This window comes from Pradoshia sp. Z3_51, assembly GCF_058215915.1.
In genome coordinates this window covers 563901-581204 of sequence record NZ_JBZAJC010000002.1, presented here as the reverse complement: position 1 = coordinate 581204, position 17304 = coordinate 563901, and the positions used below count along the sequence as shown (strand labels likewise).

Sequence of the window (17304 nt, the reverse complement as noted above, 5' to 3'; positions counted from 1 at the left end):
TCAATCCACTATTTGTTTTCAACTAAACTGCTCTTTAACAGCATAAAAGAAGACCGTCAATTTGACAGCCGTGGACTTTCGCTATAGTTTGATAGAATACCGGTCTCCAAAGGGTGAGACTAAATAGTCCATCATTCAACATAATTTAAATATCCTATTATCCCCTAACATTTTTGCTTGGCTTGCTCAATATAAATTTTATCCATTTAATCTTCTTTTATCCAATATTCCGAACAATCCTTGCTGCGATTCATAAATCCATACACGATAAGCTCTCTTCTAATTGTTGCAAAATCACCGTAAATTGTTTTCAATACTTCGTTAATTTCTATTTCTGAATATACTCTCCCCAGTTCAAAACGTTCACTTATATTTTGTAAAATGATCAGCTTTCTTTTCTCCTTACTCGGAAAAGTATCTAATTGACCACTCAAACCTTCTTTAAAATAGGCTGACAAGACCTTTTGCTTTTCCTCTTCTGTTGTTACATAGCGTATATTCACCATGTTTACCCCCTAAAATCAACTATGTTTCTATTTTTTTAGTAATAATATTTACAGTCTCATATTCAGGTAATGTTCCATCTACAATGAGGTCAGAAATCGGTTTGATCGTATTCAACATATGAAGATATCCCCTTCTTCCCCAACCAATGTAGTAATTTAAATCCATCAAAATCTCCTCAACGGCACCATTTCTAAAATCTCGAGTTAATCTTCGTGCCATGGCAATATCCAGTGGAGTATCAATAAATACTGCAAAATCAATAATTTCCTTCATTTGACTATGTAAATTAGCGAATGGAAAATCTACTATTATGTAATCCAGCGGTTCATTAACTAACTTTTTTATATCTGTAAGAAGCGGTGATAAATCCCAATCATCTGGATTACCTCTATTATCAATCCAATTAATCATGTCATTGGGACCATTAAAATCATAATCATCAAAGGATAGAGTTCCAATATTTTGCAAATTATTTTTCAGGTAAGAGGTGATGGTCGTTTTTCCTCCACCTGAAACAGCAGCAATTGAAATAACAAACGGACACTTTCTTTTTTATATTTCTCCAATTCAAAAATCCTTTCATATAACCAGCATTCTATTCCTTTGAGTACTTGACTAACTTTGCAGTTCCACCGTCTTTTATTGACTTTGCAATCCTTTCACATTTTTTAATGGCCCATATATAAAAGCAGGTTTCTTCTTGTTGGGAAGCCTGCTCCTTCTGTCCTTTCCAAAAATATTTTCTCTACACATTCAATTATCTAGATTTTAAGTTCCTAATTACCGAAGCCTGAAGTTAAATGATTGTCAAAATTTTACGGCTGGATTCCATTCTATTGAATCATTGAAGCCCGTCCTTGTATGTCGCCTAAGCTTTTCTCGGTGATATATCCTCTTCTAATACTTTTAGATGAATCACTCGCTACTTAATTTCTTTTAACTTACTAATAATGCTATCTGCAATAACATGCCAAGTATCATAATCCACCGTAAATTTATTTACAAATTCTTTGAACATCTCAAGTTGTTTTTCTTTAAAATCAGGGGCATCTGCGCTTGGTAACTGTGATTTCAATTCCTCAAAGCTTTGTTGAATTTTAGCAGCGCGTGGTCCCCAGACGGTTAATTCATTTCCATCCTCATCTATGAAAATAAAAATCGGGATCGATCGAGCCGTTCCATTGGTTAAATACTGATCCATTAACTCTAAATTGCTGTCACGCAGGATAAAACGAACGTCGATATTTGTTGCCTCTGCAATACGCAGTAAAATCGGGATATTTACCATTGCATCCCCGCACCAATCTTCTGTCAACACAATAACCTTAATCCCAGTGGGCGGTATAGTTAAAAGCGCCTCTTTACTCTCCCCTGATAGATGGAACGATTCATATACCTTTAGGAGATTTTCTTTATTTGTTTTCATACCATCGATATACTGTTCCGTTGTTAAACCTTTTTCAAACCATTGTTGTAATTCCACCCCTAAAACCCTCCTGTTATCATTATAAAAACTCATCCACCAATACATGTCTCTATCTTAAGAGAGCTATCAAGGTTAAAACAAATTCTACCAATCTATTTATTTCTCTTTCTTTATTTTAAAAATTTTATTTGGGTTTAGAAGATTATCTGGATCTAGTACCCGTTTAATCTTTTCCATCACCAGCAGTGCTTCTCCGTGTTCTTTCTCTTGGTATTTCTGTTTCCCAATGCCGACACCATGTTCTCCTGTACAAGTTCCTCCTCGTTCAAGTGCATACATGACAATCATTTCATTATATTGATCAGCTCTTTTCAGTTCATCAAAATCATTCATATCAATCATTAACAGAACATGAAAATTGCCATCACCGACGTGCCCAACAACACCGCCTGTAAGCATTAACAAATCAAGTGTTTCTCTTGCATGAGCAATAGCACCTGCTAACTCGGAAAGGGGCAAACAAACATCGGTTATCATGAGTTTTTTTCCTGGGTGTCCATGAATATAGGAGTAAGCTAGATTATGGCGAGCTTCCCATAGCTGATTTCGAGCAGCATTATCGGTCTCGAATTCAATACGTTCACAATTGTGAGCCTCCACAATCTCTTTCATAAATTCAACATCTTGCTTTAAGCCCGCCTCATTCCCCTCAAATTCTAAAAATAAGGTTGGCTGTTCCAGATAGGCCGTCTTATTATGAAGGTTTACTTGTTTCATAGAAGGTTCATCTACGAGCTCAACTCTTGCAATTGGAATTCCCGCTTGTAAAATATTCAAGACTGCTTCAACAGCATCACTAACTGTTTTAAAGGATGCTCGCGCTGCCATAATATTTTCAGGAATACCGTACACTCTTAATGTCAATTCAGTAAAACATCCAAGTGTCCCTTCCGAACCAACAAATACACCATTTAAATGATAGCCAGAAGAAGATTTTTCTGCTAAATTTCCTGTATGAATCACTGTGCCATCTGCGAGAACAACCTCTAAATCCCGAACTTGGTCACGCATAATTCCATATTTAACAGATGTTGTTCCACTGGCATTTGTAGCTGCCATCCCACCAAGTGTTGCATCTGCTCCCGGATCTACGGAGAAAAACAATCCGTATTTTTTCAGCTCTTTATTCAACTGAGAACGCGTCACCCCTGGTTGAACTTTCACAAGAAAGTCCTTCTCCCTAACCTCTACTATTTTATCCATAAGAGAAAAGTCAATCATGATTCCATGGTCATAAGGAATAACATGCCCTTCCAAGCTTGTTCCCCTTCCAAATGGCACAATCGGCACTTTATATTGATCCGCTATAGTAATTATCTCCCTCACTTCTTCTGTGTTTGTCGGAAACACTACTATATCAGGCAGACTAGCACGATGATACGATTCATCTATGCTGTGTTGTTCTAAAATAGTATGATTGGTCGTTACTCGGCTTTCTTGAATAACACTTCGCAGAGCAATTAACAATTCTTCAGTGGTTTTGATCAATTTATTCGCCCCTTATTATCATTTTTCCGCGGTATTTGTTAATGGTATTTTTGCTGTTTGAATTATAAAAATATACCTTTATAGTAATTCCTCTTACTTTCAATTCTCTCCAACCTCTACCATTATATCAAATATTAGGAAAATATTTGCAATTCACATTCCCTAATATTGATTCTAATTAAAGCTTTAGGGAATAAGAAAGGATCATACAGCTTCGATATAATAATCGAATAAGAGTCATTATTAAAAAATACTGGTTGAGGATGCGGTGAAGGGCAATTTAGCTGGATTAACATGAAATTGATTCAGGAAAAAGATAACTATATTAGTGCATGAAAATAGCAGGAAACTATGTCCCCTGCTAAGATTTCTTTCGTGATACATTCCATACGGCAAGAGCGAAAAATAAAATGGTGACTCCTACCAGGACAAGAATATGCGTGCTGCCTTGGGCAGTAAAGTCACCATATGTCAGCACAACACCCAGTTCTTCTTTAAAACCATCGACTGCAGCACTTGGTGCACCGTCGAATGATATTTTTAAGGGCTCTTCCATAAATACCTGACGAAATAAGACGCCTGCATGGGTGACCGGAAAGATCTTCACAATCATTTGTACAGCATCAGGAAGATTGCCAATTGGTATGTAAATGCCGGTAAGAAACCCGATTAATGTCCCGATAATCGTACTGCCAGTTGCAAATGCATTAACACTTGAAAAGAAGCTAACTAAGAAAAACACCATTGCGCTTGAGGCTAGAACCGATAGGAACATCAACACAATGATTTTTAACATACCTATGAGTGGCAAAAGCTCCCCACCGTTTGCGACAATATATATCTCCGCTAAGACAAAAGTGACCATACACATGATGAGGCCGACCATAAATGAACTGATTACATAACCACCAGCGATTTGATACCTTTTTAATGGCGAAGCATAGAAATCTTTTGCATTGCCATTTGCCCGATCCTCTACCATTGTGCCAAAAGCGCCCATTGTCGTCGTGACAGAGGTAACGGCAAGAAGACCGCCCATAATCCAACTGTCCATTAAGTATCGAGCTTCCTTAATTTCGGTCATGTCCCCTGCAATGGTATCTCCAAGAAAGAGGACATATAAGCCAATGATAATGAAGACGGCCAATAAGGAGAAGAAGACCGCACTTTTATCCCGAAAAAATAGTTTTAGATTACGCTTTGCTAAATTAAACATCAGCACGTATTTCCTTTCCTGTGATTTCGATGAACACGTCATCCATTGTCCCATGCATCACTTCAAAATTTGCAATCAAGGGCTCTGCCAATTTTAGAATCGAGAGGGCCTCTTTTGTATTCGCTATTTTAATGATCATCAGTTGATGCTCGTTTTTGTAACTGATTCCATTGGCTTGAAAAAGCTCATCGAGAGCAGCATAGTCAATCGGTTCAATTTTCAGCATATCTGAGCTATATGTATTTCGCAGTTCATAAGGAGTTCCCTTTGCCACAATCTCTCCATCATCAATAATCATGATATAGTCGGCAGAGGCGGCTTCCTCCATATAATGTGTCGTCAAGAATACAGTCAGTCCCTGATCTCTTTGCAGGTTCGTAATCGTCTCCCAAACACTTCTTCTTGTTTGGGGGTCAAGACCGGTAGTCGGCTCATCCAGGAAAAGAACCTTCGGTGTGTTCACAAGAGCTCTTGCTATATCAGCGCGGCGCCTTTGTCCTCCTGATAATTTTCCGTATGGGCGATCAATAAAGTCCATGACATCAGCTGCAATCGCTGCTTGTTCCACTCTGGATTTGAGCTCCGATTTTGGAATCTGATAGAATTTGGCTCTTGTTAGGAGATTTTCCCGTACAGTCAGGAGAGGGTCGAGCAGACTTTCCTGGAAGACTACCCCGATTGATTCACGGATTTTTGAATCATTTTTAGCAATCTGAAAGCCATTGATGATGATTTCTCCTTTATCTGGCTTCAAGAGCGTGCATAACATATCAATTGTCGTGCTTTTGCCCGCGCCATTAGGACCGAGGAAGGCAAACAGCTTTCCTTGCTCTACATAAAAATCAATATCATTCACCGCAGTAATGTCACCATAGGTTTTGGAGAGGCGGCGTACCTCAATGATTTTTTCCATATAAACACCTCAATTCATATAAATAGGCAGATTAGAATGTTTTTTCGCTGGAGAGTTTTAAAAATGGGGTAAATTCGTAATATTTAATTACATTATAGCTCGGATAGAAGCAATTTGGCGATGAAATATATGCGATGAAATGAACATTCTATCCTGATTAAAACATATATAGACTGGATTTACAGATTGAGGGAGAACTTCGAGATATTTACACGACAATATGATGCTCCTCAATTTTCTTAATGTATTAAAAAATAAACCGATTAATGATGTAAAACCACTCTATAAATATGTAAAAAGGTACATGAATTAACGCGTGATTTCTTTAAATAACAAGAACAGCCACATCCTTACGAAAACAGTCTTATTTTTACTGTGGCGAAAGAATAAGATTACTATCAGAGAGCAACAAAAAAATTGCTTAATATAATCTGGTTGTGTAACCCTCCTTTAATTGAATTTCAATGTCTTCAGCTCTTGTTTTCAATTTGCTGGCATGCGCTGCAAGTATCTTTGAAGCTTGAGGAAGAGAATTTTTATCTGGCCACGTTGTCGGGTTCCATAATTCTGATCTAATAAATGCTTTTGCACAATGAATAAAGCATTCCTCTACCTTAACCCCAATACCGATGTTTGGTGTCTTTCCATTAACACCTAAACACTCAAGCAAGTCTGGATCTTTTACTACGTACCCTTTTCCATTTACACGGAGGGTTTCACCCAAGCCTGGAATAATAAACAACAAGCCTACTCCAGGGTTCATTAGAAGATTGTATAGGGTGTCCATTCTTTTATTGCCTCTCCGTTCTGGAATTATCAAATAATTTTCATACAATATTCGAACAAATCCAGCTTGGTCTCCCCTAGGTGAAACATCTAAATTCCCGTTTCCATCCGTTGTACCAATAAACACAAACGGAGATTTGCTTATGAAATGAACACAATGATCATCCAATCGTTTAATCACTTTATTTTTTACTAGTTTACTTGGTTCTCCTATCAGAGCACGCAGTTCATTTGCCTCCGTTATAATCTGTTCAAACATTGTATTCCCCCTTTTTTATTTAACCAAATAGGTTTCAGCCAACTCCTGATTCAAATAGCGGGCCATACCTGTTTTCAATGGGTAAAATCCGCATTTTTTATAAAATTCCTCGTTTCCGACTGTCGAAATTAAGTGGATACAAGATACGGATTCAATTGTGTTAATAGAGAGTTAATAATTTCCTTAGCTACTCCATTACCCTGTTCGTCTGTATGGACTACGAGATCATAAATCGCACCATTAAATACACCATCTGATAGCGCTCTTCCAAAACCAATTAGTCTATCTTCTTTAAAAGCAATGGCCACATGCGTGCTTACTGTGAATACTTGATTAATCATTTCAATTGTATGCTTATTCCAGCCCACAGATTGATAGACTTGCTGCATAGACTCGGCATATATTGAGTTATAATTTACTTTGATTTCTATGTCCATTCCGAGATTCAGTTGACTATGCTACCGATCGTTTATCTTTTCTAAGCACTTCCTCGATTTAAGCTTTCCGGTTAGAGCAAATAGCTTCTGCCACGCTAACAAAATACTGCTTAGAATGCGGTACAAACCGGTCCTTACTTATTGTCTCCTTAAACCAGGTTTTACCTCCGCTAGAATCCTGCTTATAGCCTTCAATCTCCAAATGATCTGAATCTCCATTGTAAAAAGAAATAAAATCGTATAATCGAGCTTTTGCCATTCCAGATACTTCTTCCGGCTGCAGGATAAAAGTCTCCATAGGTTCTGTCATTTCATAAAGAAAAACATGACTTAATTCATGGTCTTTGATTGTCTCTGTTTCTATTACATTAGGAAACATACCAAGGCTGTTTAGTTGATCATAGGTAACATTTAATCCAAGTTCCTCATTAACTTCTCTTACACCATCAGCTACCGTTTCGTTTGAAAGAATATGTCCCGCTGCAGTTATATCGTAAACATTAGCAAAATCTTTTTTTAAATGACTTCTAAGTTGAAGATACATATATTCTTCATGATTTTCTTTTCCAACCACATAACATTGAAAGGTTTGATGCCAATATCCTTTATTATGGACTTCATCGCGTGTGGCTACCCCAATCGCGGAACCTGATTCATCAAAAATAGTTAGCATTTCTGTTTCCATACATATACACACTACTTCCCATATATTTACTTTCACCATTATTATATGCCTAGCTTTTCTATGTAGTCTAGATAAAAAAGGAGATATTTTCATAATGATTAATACCTATTCTTTTGACAATCTGTTTAATAAAACCAAAATAGGGAAAAGTGCTATATATCATTAATTAAGGAGTTGGTTTGATGGAACCATTATATACAGCAACCGTCACATCCACAGGCGGTCGTGAAGGACATGTAAAATCTGAAGACGGGATTATAGATTTAGATGTGAGGCAACCAAAAGCATTGGGAGGTAGCGGAGAACAAGCTGCAAACCCAGAATTACTGTTTGCAGCAGGATATGCTGCCTGTTATGACAGTGCATTAAACCTCGTATTACGTAAGGATCGAAAAAAAGTAGATACAACGGTCACGTCTAATGTAACGATTGGTAAAGATGAAGAAGATGGCGGTTTTAAACTGGCTGTCCGCTTAGATGTCTCTATCCCTGGTTTGGATAAAGAAGAAGTTAAAAAATATGCTGATATGGCCCACCAGGTTTGCCCTTATTCTAAAGCAACGCGAGGAAATATTGAGGTAACCATTATTACGGTGTGATTACTTACTTTCTATATAAGTATTTTTATAGGATAGAGTCTATTCGCTTATAAATAACAGAACAAACGACTGGGAAACCAGCCGTTTGTTCTGTTTTTACTTAAACCGTCCGTTTAACTGCTAAAATTCTTGGATGAAATCCATTCAATTAATTGTTTTAGGATAATAGGTAGTTCCGTTTAATACCAGCTTAGGGACATCCTGATGTTCAGTCAATAAAGCCTTTATTTCATTCCTATTTAATTTAAAAATATAGGCTAGGTCACTCTCTTTTAAAAACACATTGTAATCAATTACATTTTTAGACTGACGAAAATTTATGAGTCCTTTACCTATGTAATGCCCCAATAAAGCTAATCCAACCCCAATACAAAATAGCCCAAAATTTATTCCTGCACCTGATATATCTATTTCCAAATCTATCTCCCCCTTCTTTAATTCTAGTAAACATAAAGAAATTTCCCTTCGAATTCTGACTCTTTTATATACATCTATATTTATTCGATTAAAATATTGTTAAATCCTTTTATTAAACTTTATTTTGATCTTGCAGCATAATGATTAAGGTAGCTAACACCTTTGTTTATATAAGTAAATATCAATCAAAAAAAACTGTTCACCTCTCAGCTAAAACTTTATTCCCTTCTTATTCGTCTCTTCTCACTTAATAAGAGAACTTCTTCTATCCCTGGCATTCATTTAATGGTATAGTATCCATAACAAATCACTTCATAATTTGAAAATCTTAAACGGAGAGTTGCCAGCCATGATAGGATTATTAATTGAATACGATTATGATGTCATACAGCAGACATTAATAATTGCCTTTTTATTCTCGGTTGTCTTTCCGTTAGCCGCCTTATTCATAGTGCATAAGCAAAATAAAGTCCTTTTCAGTAACCACTATGAAGAAGGAACGAATCAACCGATTTTAAAAAGCAATAAGAAACAGCCAATTATAGATAAACGCCATATTCAACGCTTTTTCACTTTATTTCGTATTAAGGTAAACCCCGGAGATAAAGAAAGCAGCCATTTCCATCCCATCGTATAAACAAATACATGATCGGAGGAAATGGATTGAAAAAATTAATAGGTGTTTTATTCGCAGGAATGTTGTTGAGTGGATGTTCAGCCAATTCTAACGGAGACGGTTTTTTCCAACACTTTATTGTCTCTCCCTTATTATCCTTACTGGAATTTAATGCAGATCTATTTCAGGGGAATTATGGGCTCGCCATTATTTTGGCTACGTTGCTGATTAAATTATTGCTCATGCCGTTGACTGTTAAACAGTATAAAACTCAAGCTGATATGAAACGGAAAATGGAAGTTTTAAAGCCTGAGATGGAAGCTATACAAGAAAAATTAAAACAAACAACTGATGCAGCGAAGAAAGCAGAAATTCAACAGGAAATGATGCAGCTTTATCAGAAGCATGGCGTAAATCCTCTCAATATCGGATGCTTACCAATGCTGATTCAAATGCCGATATTAATGGGATTCTATTATGCCATTAGGGACTCACATACAATTGCAACCCATGACTTCCTTTGGTTTAGTCTTGGCGAGGCGAACATGATCATGGCGTTAATTGCCGGATTGATTTACTATCTCCAATTCAAAGTCAGCTCAAGCCAAATGCAGCCTGAACAGCAGAATCAAATGAAATTAATGGGACTCTTGTCACCTATGATGATTATGTTCATTTCTTTTTCGGCTCCGGCTGCTCTTCCGCTCTATTGGATAACAAGCGGAATCTTCTTGATCATCCAGACATTCGTTTTACAAAGTATCTTTAAACAGGAAGAACCAAAAGACCTTCCAAAAATTCAAACTGAGCCATCTTTAAAGAAAAGCTAAGCTCTTAATAAATAAAATCACCCCATAAAAGACAGACATAGCTCTGACTTTTATGGGGCTTATTTATGCTCTTATTTAACTGATTAACCAAATAAGGAAAAACAGTGTGATTACCGTCCATAACCACACTGCTTTCTTAAAGATCTTAGTCCATATTAATCCATACACTCTTCACTTCTGTGTAGTTATCGAGTGCATAGCTTCCCATTTCACGACCAATACCGGATTGTTTGTACCCTCCAAAAGGAGAAGCCGCATCAAATGTATTATAGGTATTTACCCATACCGTACCCGCTTGTAACTTATGTGCGATTTGATGAGCCTTTTTCAAGTCCTGTGTCCAAACACCTGCCGCTAACCCGTAGTTGCTGTCATTGGCTTTTTGTATAAGATCATCAATATCATCAAATGGCATGGCCGCTACAACAGGTCCAAATATTTCTTCTTTTGCTATTGTCATGCTATGGTTTACATCTGCAAACACGGTCGGTGATACAAAATAGCCTTTATCAAATGGAATATCCCCTCCAATTAACACTTCGGCTCCTTCTTCAACACCTTGGTCAATATATCCTTTTACCCTGGACTGCTGCTGGGCGGAAATAAGCGGGCCCATCGTTGTATCTTCTTCTAACCCATTACCCTGTTTAATATCCTTGGCACACGTTATTAAATCAGAAACGACATTATCATACATTTTCTTTTGGACATATAAACGGCTGCCTGCACAGCAAACTTGCCCCTGATTGAACATGATACCCATTAATGCACCCGGAACAGCCTTTGATAAATCTGCATCCGGAAGAATGATATTCGGCGATTTTCCTCCAAGTTCCAATGTTACGCGTTTCAGCGTATCAGCAGCTGATTTCATAATTTGTTTACCCACCTTAGTCGAACCCGTAAAGGCAATCTTATCGATCATTGGATGATCGACCAATGGTTGTCCTGCTGACGGACCATATCCTGGGACAATATTGACGACTCCATCCGGGAATCCAGCTTCACTAATTAGTTGTGCCAGGTATAATGCAGAAAGAGGTGTGTTTTCTGCTGGTTTTAATACGATTGTACACCCGGTAGCAAGTGCCGCTCCGAGTTTCCAGGCAGCCATTAATAATGGGAAATTCCACGGGATAATCTGCCCAACCACTCCAACTGGTTCATGTTTTGTATAATTAAAAAAATTACCGGCTACTGGGATGGTTTGTCCCATGATTTTAGTCGACCAACCTGCAAAATAGCGGAAGTGTTCAATGGCTAATGGAATATCTGCATTAGATGTTTCACGGAAAGGCTTCCCGTTATCCAATGTTTCCAATTGAGCCAACTCCAGCTTGTTTTCTTCCATTAAATCTGCCAATTTGTATATTAAACGACTGCGTTCTGCAGCATTCATTGTTCTCCATGGTCCTTGATCAAATGCTTTACGTGCAGCTTTGACAGCTATATCAATATCTTCAGATTGCGCTTCTGAAATCACAGCCAAAACTTCACCAGTAGCAGGATTCATTGTTTCAAATGTTTTACCAGATACTGAGTCTACGAATTCACCATTCATATATAACTGTTTTGTACCTTTTAGAAACTCTGCTAATTTGGGACTAATATTAGAGCTTATAGTAGTGGTCATTTAATTCCCTCCATTTATATCCATCATTTTGTGAACGCTTTCAGTATATTCCATCTATTTTCCATTTTCAATTAATTACCATCTGAAGAGCAAATGAATCGTTCGCTCCTTTTTGACATGAATTAATTCAATACACCATATATTTGTTGAAAAAGAGCAAAGCTTGATCTATATTGTACTTTTGTGTTCTTTTAGCAACATAGACGCGCTTTTTGCATTTTTAAACACATGCTTTCAAAATGAATGATAAAATGCTCTCATACAAAATAGTTTCTCTTATTGATAAAAGGGAAATATATCCATTGTATAGAATAGTATTAAAGAGGCTCCATCTTTACTTTAACGAGGAGGTTCCAATTTGAATCAGTCAGTACTTATTGAGGATTTTAAGTCCTTCTTTCTTGAATTTCAATCTATATGGAATAGCTGTAATACTGAATTGATGATTTCCAAGCTTTCTCTGAATTTATCTGTTCGTTGGGCAAATGCGGATGGTGTCGTTTCAGATTGGGGATATAAGGAGGCTTGCCTAGGATGGGCAGAAGCTTTTGAACAATATTGCGGACATAACCCAAAATGGAATTTTACTATTTTACATACTACTCCAGCGTCTGAGGATGAGGTCATTGTTTTATTTTGGGTAACATTTGAAATGGATGGTGAAAAGAAAGAGGTTGTTAAACTGTTTGTACAGAGATTTAAAAGATATGAAGATGGATGGAAATTGTTGCATGAATACTGTGAAAGTTTACGGCCAGAAGCAGCAATATTATAGACGCCATACCTTTCTTCCACACAAAAAAAACGAACTGTTTTGAAAACAGCACGTTCTCTTTACTACGATTGGATTTCGATAAATTGCTCAATTTTATTGATCAAGATTAACAGGGCAGCACGAGTTTCAAACTCCTCCCTTGTTTTTGGTAAATCCATATTCTCAAACTTACCTCTTAGATTCTGTAATTTTAACAGTAGACGATTCCGGTCTTCTATATTTGCACCCAAATCATCTACGAAGTCAGCTACCATTTCATTCTGCTCAAATGTTGTAGGCAGATGAATGATTAAAGGAGCCATTCGCTCAACGATTTGGAATTGCTGATGCACTTTAGTGAAGTATTGCAAATAATAGGAGTCTCTTTTAAAAAAGGAATTTTCCTCACTTCTCTTGGCTAATTCCATACCCACTTCGATTAGCTTCTTTGTTTTAATAATGTATTCATCATTCCAAACACGTTCTTTTTTCCGAATAAACTGACCGAATTGCAAGAAGATCACTTTAAAATTTCCTTCTAGCTCCTTTATAATCTTCTTAATCTCACCTTCAACACTTGGCATATATAAGTTGAACAAAAGAGCGACCAGAATTCCAATCGATACGATGCAGATTTGGTTTAAAATAAGCTCATACGTAATATTTTGCGATATGTATAATTGCATGACAATAACAAAACCAGGTACAATACCGTCCTGAAGCCCCAGCTTAGCCATGACCGGTATATAAATAAATAATAATAAACCTACTGCAACAGCTGTATAAGCACATCCTTCAAATATCAATACAGCCAATAAAATCCCAAGTATACAAGCTGCAAACCGCTGCCATGCAATCTGTATACTTCTGCGCTGTGTACTCTGAACACTTAATAAGGTGATAACTGCAGCGGTTGCTGTATTTTCCAGCGACAAAACTTGAGCAATAACCAAGGCAATCATCGCGCCAATCGCTGTCTTAACTGTGCGGCTTCCAATTGTAAACATGGTTGTATCGATCCCTTCTTTCTTTCCATCCCCATTATATAAGAATACCCGAAATAAATAAAATTACCTCTGTACGGAAATATTAACCTAAAGAAAATTCGAATAACTTTTTGTTGATCAATAAAACTTTCGTTATAATAGGAATACAGAAGGAGATGAATCTGATGAATAAAAAATTAGTTGAACGCTTTCTTACATATGTAAAAATTGATACCCAATCCGATGAAAACAGTCAAACATGCCCTTCTACAGAGAAGCAATTTGACCTCTTAAATCTTCTAAAAGATGAATTGCAGACAATAGGAATGGAAGAAGTAACACTTGATGAAAATGGCTATTTATTTGCCACCCTTCCCGCGAATACAGAAAAAGAAGTACCAACAATCGGCTTCCTTGCTCATGTCGATACGGCTACTGATTTTACCGGTAAGAATGTAAAACCACAAATCGTAGAGAATTATGATGGCGGTGATATTACGCTTAATAAAAATCTTAATGTCATCCTATCACCGAAAGACTTTCCTGAGCTAAAAGAGTATATAGGTAAAACACTTATTACCACTGACGGCACTACTCTGCTTGGTGCTGATGATAAAGCAGGCATCGCTGAAATCGTAACGGCAATGGATTACCTAATTAAACATCCGGAAATTAAGCACGGCAAACTTCGTGTCGCTTTTACACCGGATGAAGAAATTGGCAGAGGCCCTCATAAGTTTGATGTGGAGCGTTTTAATGCTGACTTTGCTTACACACTGGATGGCGGTCCCATTGGTGAACTTGAATTTGAAAGCTTTAATGCTGCAGGGGCAAAATTGACTTTTAAAGGAACCAATGTCCACCCAGGATCCGCTAAAAATAAAATGGTCAACTCCTTAAAGATTGCCATGAATTTCAATGATGAGCTTCCAAAAGAAGAATCACCCGAATATACAGAAGGCTACGAAGGCTTCTATCATCTCCTATCGTTAAACGGTGATGTAGAACGTACTCATGCCGCTTATATTATCCGCGATCATGACCGTGAAAAATTTGAAGCCAAAAAAGCGACGATGAAAGACCTTGTTGCAAAATACAAGGCTAAATACGGCGAAGAAAATATTATATTAGATATGAATGATCAATATTATAATATGGGAGAAAAAATTGAACCTGTAAAGGAAATAGTCGATGTCGCCCATCAAGCCATGGAAAACTTGGGCATTAAACCAATTGTTAAACCAATTCGCGGCGGTACAGATGGTTCCCAACTATCCTATATGGGCCTGCCTACTCCTAACATCTTTGCCGGAGGAGAAAATTTCCACGGTAAATATGAATATGTAGCTGTTGAAAGTATGGAAAAAGCCACCGAAGTCATCATAGAACTTGTACAATTATTTGAGAAACGGGCATAATTTCTCTTATATGAAAAAGAGTGTGCAGAATAGAGGATACCAAGTCTATTATAGAGGCTAGGTATCCTCTTTTATTTGAATTTAACCAGACAAGGAAAATGGTATATCCAATATAAAAGAACTATTAAAACCCCAATTATATCCCTCCGCAAGCCGCAAAATATATACTACTTATTTTCAATTTTCTCCAATAGGGCAATAACTTTTTCGTTTTGTGCGATTATTATTTCATTTTGCTTTCTCAGTTTTACAAAGTCAAAGAGATAGACTAATAAAATCACTATAATTAAAAATCACAATCCTATTCCCCTTTCACAGTACAAAATAATTCCATTTATTATTCATTTAACCTACCCAGCCAGTAGGAACAACCTATCCTATAGATTACGAATCATTTCCTTAATTTCATCACGTGATTGAATGTTCGAATCTTTCCCGTTAGGAAAAATCACCGCAATACCACGGTCATTTTCAATATCAACAAGTATATCATCTAAAAATGTAGTTAATGGAACGTTAAAAGCTTCGTATGAATTATGATCTATTTTAGCAGCCTCTATTTCAGCAAAACTTCGGCTTGGCCAAACTGGAAGCAAAAAATGATATTCTCCTTCATCTTCTAATAGTAATAAGTCGCCATTATTTTTATCACGAAGTAGCCACACCTGTTCATCCGTCACAACCATAGCATAAAAATAAGTAAGTCTTTTTTCAGCAGGACGTTTTAAAATAAATTGTTTAATTAACTTCATATAGACCATTCCTTTTCACGACATATAATTTAAATTTATTCGACAGATAAAATAGAAAGTCCTTCTTTCTTCCGAAGAACTGCCCTTTACCCCTGTAAGAATTCATCGAAAAAAGGCAGTAATTCGCCTTGAATCAATGCCGCTATTAAATCTATTACTCTATTTATTTTTAATTAAAAAAACAACGTCTGCATAAAACTCATTGTCTTATATAACTTCATAACGCCATAACCCACTTTGAGGAACTTCAAAATTAACTGTAAAACGCTCTAATTTTGAATAACCCGGTGACGGTTCTTTGATTCTTATTGGATTTAGAGCCGTTATCTTCTCTTCTGTTTCTTTATGATAGGCATATATAGCTAATTCTTTACCTTCAAAGGTTTTAAAAGGGGCAGTAAAATGGAATACCTACCCAAATGGTTTACCTGCTATTAAATTAGGTTCTGGATTTACCGTTAATAAAATTTATATTCATTACGAACTTGCCATTCTTGATTCATTATGGTTTCTTTTGGTTTATTATTTTCGGTTTCTTTTTTTGGAGAACAGCTTACTAACGTTACAAGAAAAATAAGCAAAAATATGGGCAGAAACCTTTTATTATTAATCACTTCCTCTCAGTTATTTTTAACAAACTTCCTTTTATTAAATAACCATATATTCGTGTAAATAGACTTAAAGATTCGTATTCTGGAAACAAAAATAATTTATAGACAAAAAAGATAGATATAATTATGATAAAATTATATCCAAAAATTAGGATAAAAAGGAGATGATTTTATTTTAATTTTCAAAAAAACTGCAGTAATGATAACAGAAGTGCTTATAGCCATTTTTGTAATTATCTGCGTTAGTGCATTGCCAACACTCTTCAGAGATATTTCTGTTAATTTTTTTGCTTTCTTAGTAGAAATCAAAAACACTTTTCTATCGTTATTACACCCTCTAGATATCACATATGGGATGGGCATCCAAAGACCAGTTTTTCCACAAATATTCTACCATTATAAAGAATCAGTCCTACTGATTGTTGCATCACTTTTAATTTCAACCATACTTGCATTCTTATTAACTTACCTAATCCTATTAGTTTTTCAAACAATTAAAGGTAAGATTATGTGGTTTCTCACGATTATTGAGTCCCTACCAGATATATTTTATATAATCGCACTTCAATTTCTTACTATTATGTCCTTTAAAAAAACAGGTACGCTCTTATTTAACGTAGCTTCCGCGGGGGATGATCGGGCCTTTTTTCTCCCTATTGTATGTCTTAGTTTGCCTTTAACCTTACTGTTGACTAAATTTTTAATACAGCAATTTGAGAAAGAACAAGGGAAGTTATATGTAGAATATGCTGTAACTAAGGGAATGAAGCCACTATACATATTTAATATTCATATATTTAAAAATGTATTATTCAGTTTATACCACTATTCCAAAACGGCGATTTGATTTGTTATATCTAATTTGGTTATTTTGGAGTATATGTTCAATATGACAGGGATTATCTATTTTA

The 17304-nt window shown here is 36.3% G+C and carries 18 protein-coding genes; 5 read left to right on the top strand and 13 right to left on the bottom strand.

Annotated features, from left to right (window positions below; genetic code table 11):
* Positions 1-206 precede the first annotated feature (206 nt).
* From AC4BHA_RS06440 to AC4BHA_RS06400, 9 genes are all read right to left on the bottom strand, one after another.
* Positions 207-506 (bottom strand): DUF2087 domain-containing protein, encoded by a 300-nt coding sequence (locus AC4BHA_RS06440; protein ID WP_140461325.1) that lies wholly within the window; start codon positions 504-506, stop codon positions 207-209.
* A 19-nt stretch (positions 507-525) separates the two neighbouring features.
* Entirely contained in the window at positions 526-975 is a 450-nt protein-coding gene (locus AC4BHA_RS06435) for a nucleoside/nucleotide kinase family protein (RefSeq protein ID WP_490558313.1), read from the bottom strand.
* Between the two features lie 454 nt (positions 976-1429).
* A complete protein-coding gene (locus AC4BHA_RS06430; RefSeq protein ID WP_066099951.1) occupies positions 1430-1990 on the bottom strand; it encodes a thioredoxin family protein in 561 nt (186 codons plus the stop codon).
* 99 nt (positions 1991-2089) lie between these two features.
* Positions 2090-3481 (bottom strand): FAD-binding oxidoreductase, encoded by a 1392-nt coding sequence (locus AC4BHA_RS06425; protein ID WP_139891162.1) that lies wholly within the window; start codon positions 3479-3481, stop codon positions 2090-2092.
* A gap of 361 nt (positions 3482-3842) precedes the next feature.
* Positions 3843-4697, bottom strand: coding sequence for an ABC transporter permease (locus AC4BHA_RS06420; protein WP_066099955.1), 855 nt, complete (start codon positions 4695-4697; stop codon positions 3843-3845).
* On the bottom strand, positions 4690-5610 hold the full coding sequence (locus tag AC4BHA_RS06415; protein WP_066099958.1) for an ABC transporter ATP-binding protein: 921 nt from the start codon (positions 5608-5610) through the stop codon (positions 4690-4692). Before AC4BHA_RS06415 ends, AC4BHA_RS06420 begins: the two co-directional genes overlap by 8 nt.
* A gap of 421 nt (positions 5611-6031) precedes the next feature.
* A complete protein-coding gene (locus AC4BHA_RS06410; RefSeq protein ID WP_490558312.1) occupies positions 6032-6655 on the bottom strand; it encodes a pyridoxamine 5'-phosphate oxidase family protein in 624 nt (207 codons plus the stop codon).
* Between the two features lie 128 nt (positions 6656-6783).
* Positions 6784-7092, bottom strand: coding sequence for a GNAT family N-acetyltransferase (locus AC4BHA_RS06405; protein ID WP_306821531.1), 309 nt, complete (start codon positions 7090-7092; stop codon positions 6784-6786).
* Positions 7093-7150: 58 nt separating this feature from the next.
* On the bottom strand, positions 7151-7777 hold the full coding sequence (locus AC4BHA_RS06400) for an NUDIX hydrolase (RefSeq protein WP_066099964.1): 627 nt from the start codon (positions 7775-7777) through the stop codon (positions 7151-7153).
* A gap of 182 nt (positions 7778-7959) precedes the next feature.
* On the opposite strand from AC4BHA_RS06400, the gene AC4BHA_RS06395 reads away from it, so the two are divergent.
* Positions 7960-8376: an organic hydroperoxide resistance protein gene (locus AC4BHA_RS06395; protein WP_140461321.1), complete on the top strand. Its 417-nt coding sequence runs from the start codon at positions 7960-7962 to the stop codon at positions 8374-8376.
* A 144-nt stretch (positions 8377-8520) separates the two neighbouring features.
* On the opposite strand, the gene AC4BHA_RS06390 is transcribed toward AC4BHA_RS06395, so the two are convergent.
* Entirely contained in the window at positions 8521-8793 is a 273-nt protein-coding gene (locus AC4BHA_RS06390) for a DNA-binding protein (protein ID WP_490551768.1), read from the bottom strand.
* A gap of 349 nt (positions 8794-9142) precedes the next feature.
* Here AC4BHA_RS06390 and AC4BHA_RS06385 point away from each other — a divergent pair, with 349 nt between their 5' ends.
* Positions 9143-9430 (top strand): hypothetical protein, encoded by a 288-nt coding sequence (locus AC4BHA_RS06385; RefSeq protein WP_066099970.1) that lies wholly within the window; start codon positions 9143-9145, stop codon positions 9428-9430.
* A 26-nt stretch (positions 9431-9456) separates the two neighbouring features.
* Positions 9457-10239 carry a membrane protein insertase YidC gene (yidC, locus tag AC4BHA_RS06380; protein ID WP_308810529.1) on the top strand — a complete coding sequence of 261 codons (783 nt, stop codon included), beginning with the start codon at positions 9457-9459 and terminating at the stop codon, positions 10237-10239.
* A 145-nt stretch (positions 10240-10384) separates the two neighbouring features.
* Here yidC and AC4BHA_RS06375 read toward each other — a convergent pair whose 3' ends face one another.
* Positions 10385-11872, bottom strand: coding sequence for an aldehyde dehydrogenase family protein (locus AC4BHA_RS06375; RefSeq protein WP_490551769.1), 1488 nt, complete (start codon positions 11870-11872; stop codon positions 10385-10387).
* Between the two features lie 358 nt (positions 11873-12230).
* Between AC4BHA_RS06375 and AC4BHA_RS06370 the strand changes: the two genes are divergently transcribed.
* On the top strand, positions 12231-12647 hold the full coding sequence (locus AC4BHA_RS06370; RefSeq protein WP_066099976.1) for a hypothetical protein: 417 nt from the start codon (positions 12231-12233) through the stop codon (positions 12645-12647).
* A gap of 62 nt (positions 12648-12709) precedes the next feature.
* On the opposite strand, the gene AC4BHA_RS06365 is transcribed toward AC4BHA_RS06370, so the two are convergent.
* Positions 12710-13633 carry an aromatic acid exporter family protein gene (locus tag AC4BHA_RS06365; protein WP_066099977.1) on the bottom strand — a complete coding sequence of 308 codons (924 nt, stop codon included), beginning with the start codon at positions 13631-13633 and terminating at the stop codon, positions 12710-12712.
* Between the two features lie 164 nt (positions 13634-13797).
* Here AC4BHA_RS06365 and pepT point away from each other — a divergent pair, with 164 nt between their 5' ends.
* Positions 13798-15030 (top strand): peptidase T, encoded by a 1233-nt coding sequence (gene pepT / locus AC4BHA_RS06360; protein ID WP_066099978.1) that lies wholly within the window; start codon positions 13798-13800, stop codon positions 15028-15030.
* Positions 15031-15407: 377 nt separating this feature from the next.
* On the opposite strand, the gene AC4BHA_RS06355 is transcribed toward pepT, so the two are convergent.
* A complete protein-coding gene (locus AC4BHA_RS06355) occupies positions 15408-15782 on the bottom strand; it encodes a DUF2750 domain-containing protein (protein ID WP_066099981.1) in 375 nt (124 codons plus the stop codon).
* Positions 15783-17304: the final 1522 nt, after the last annotated feature.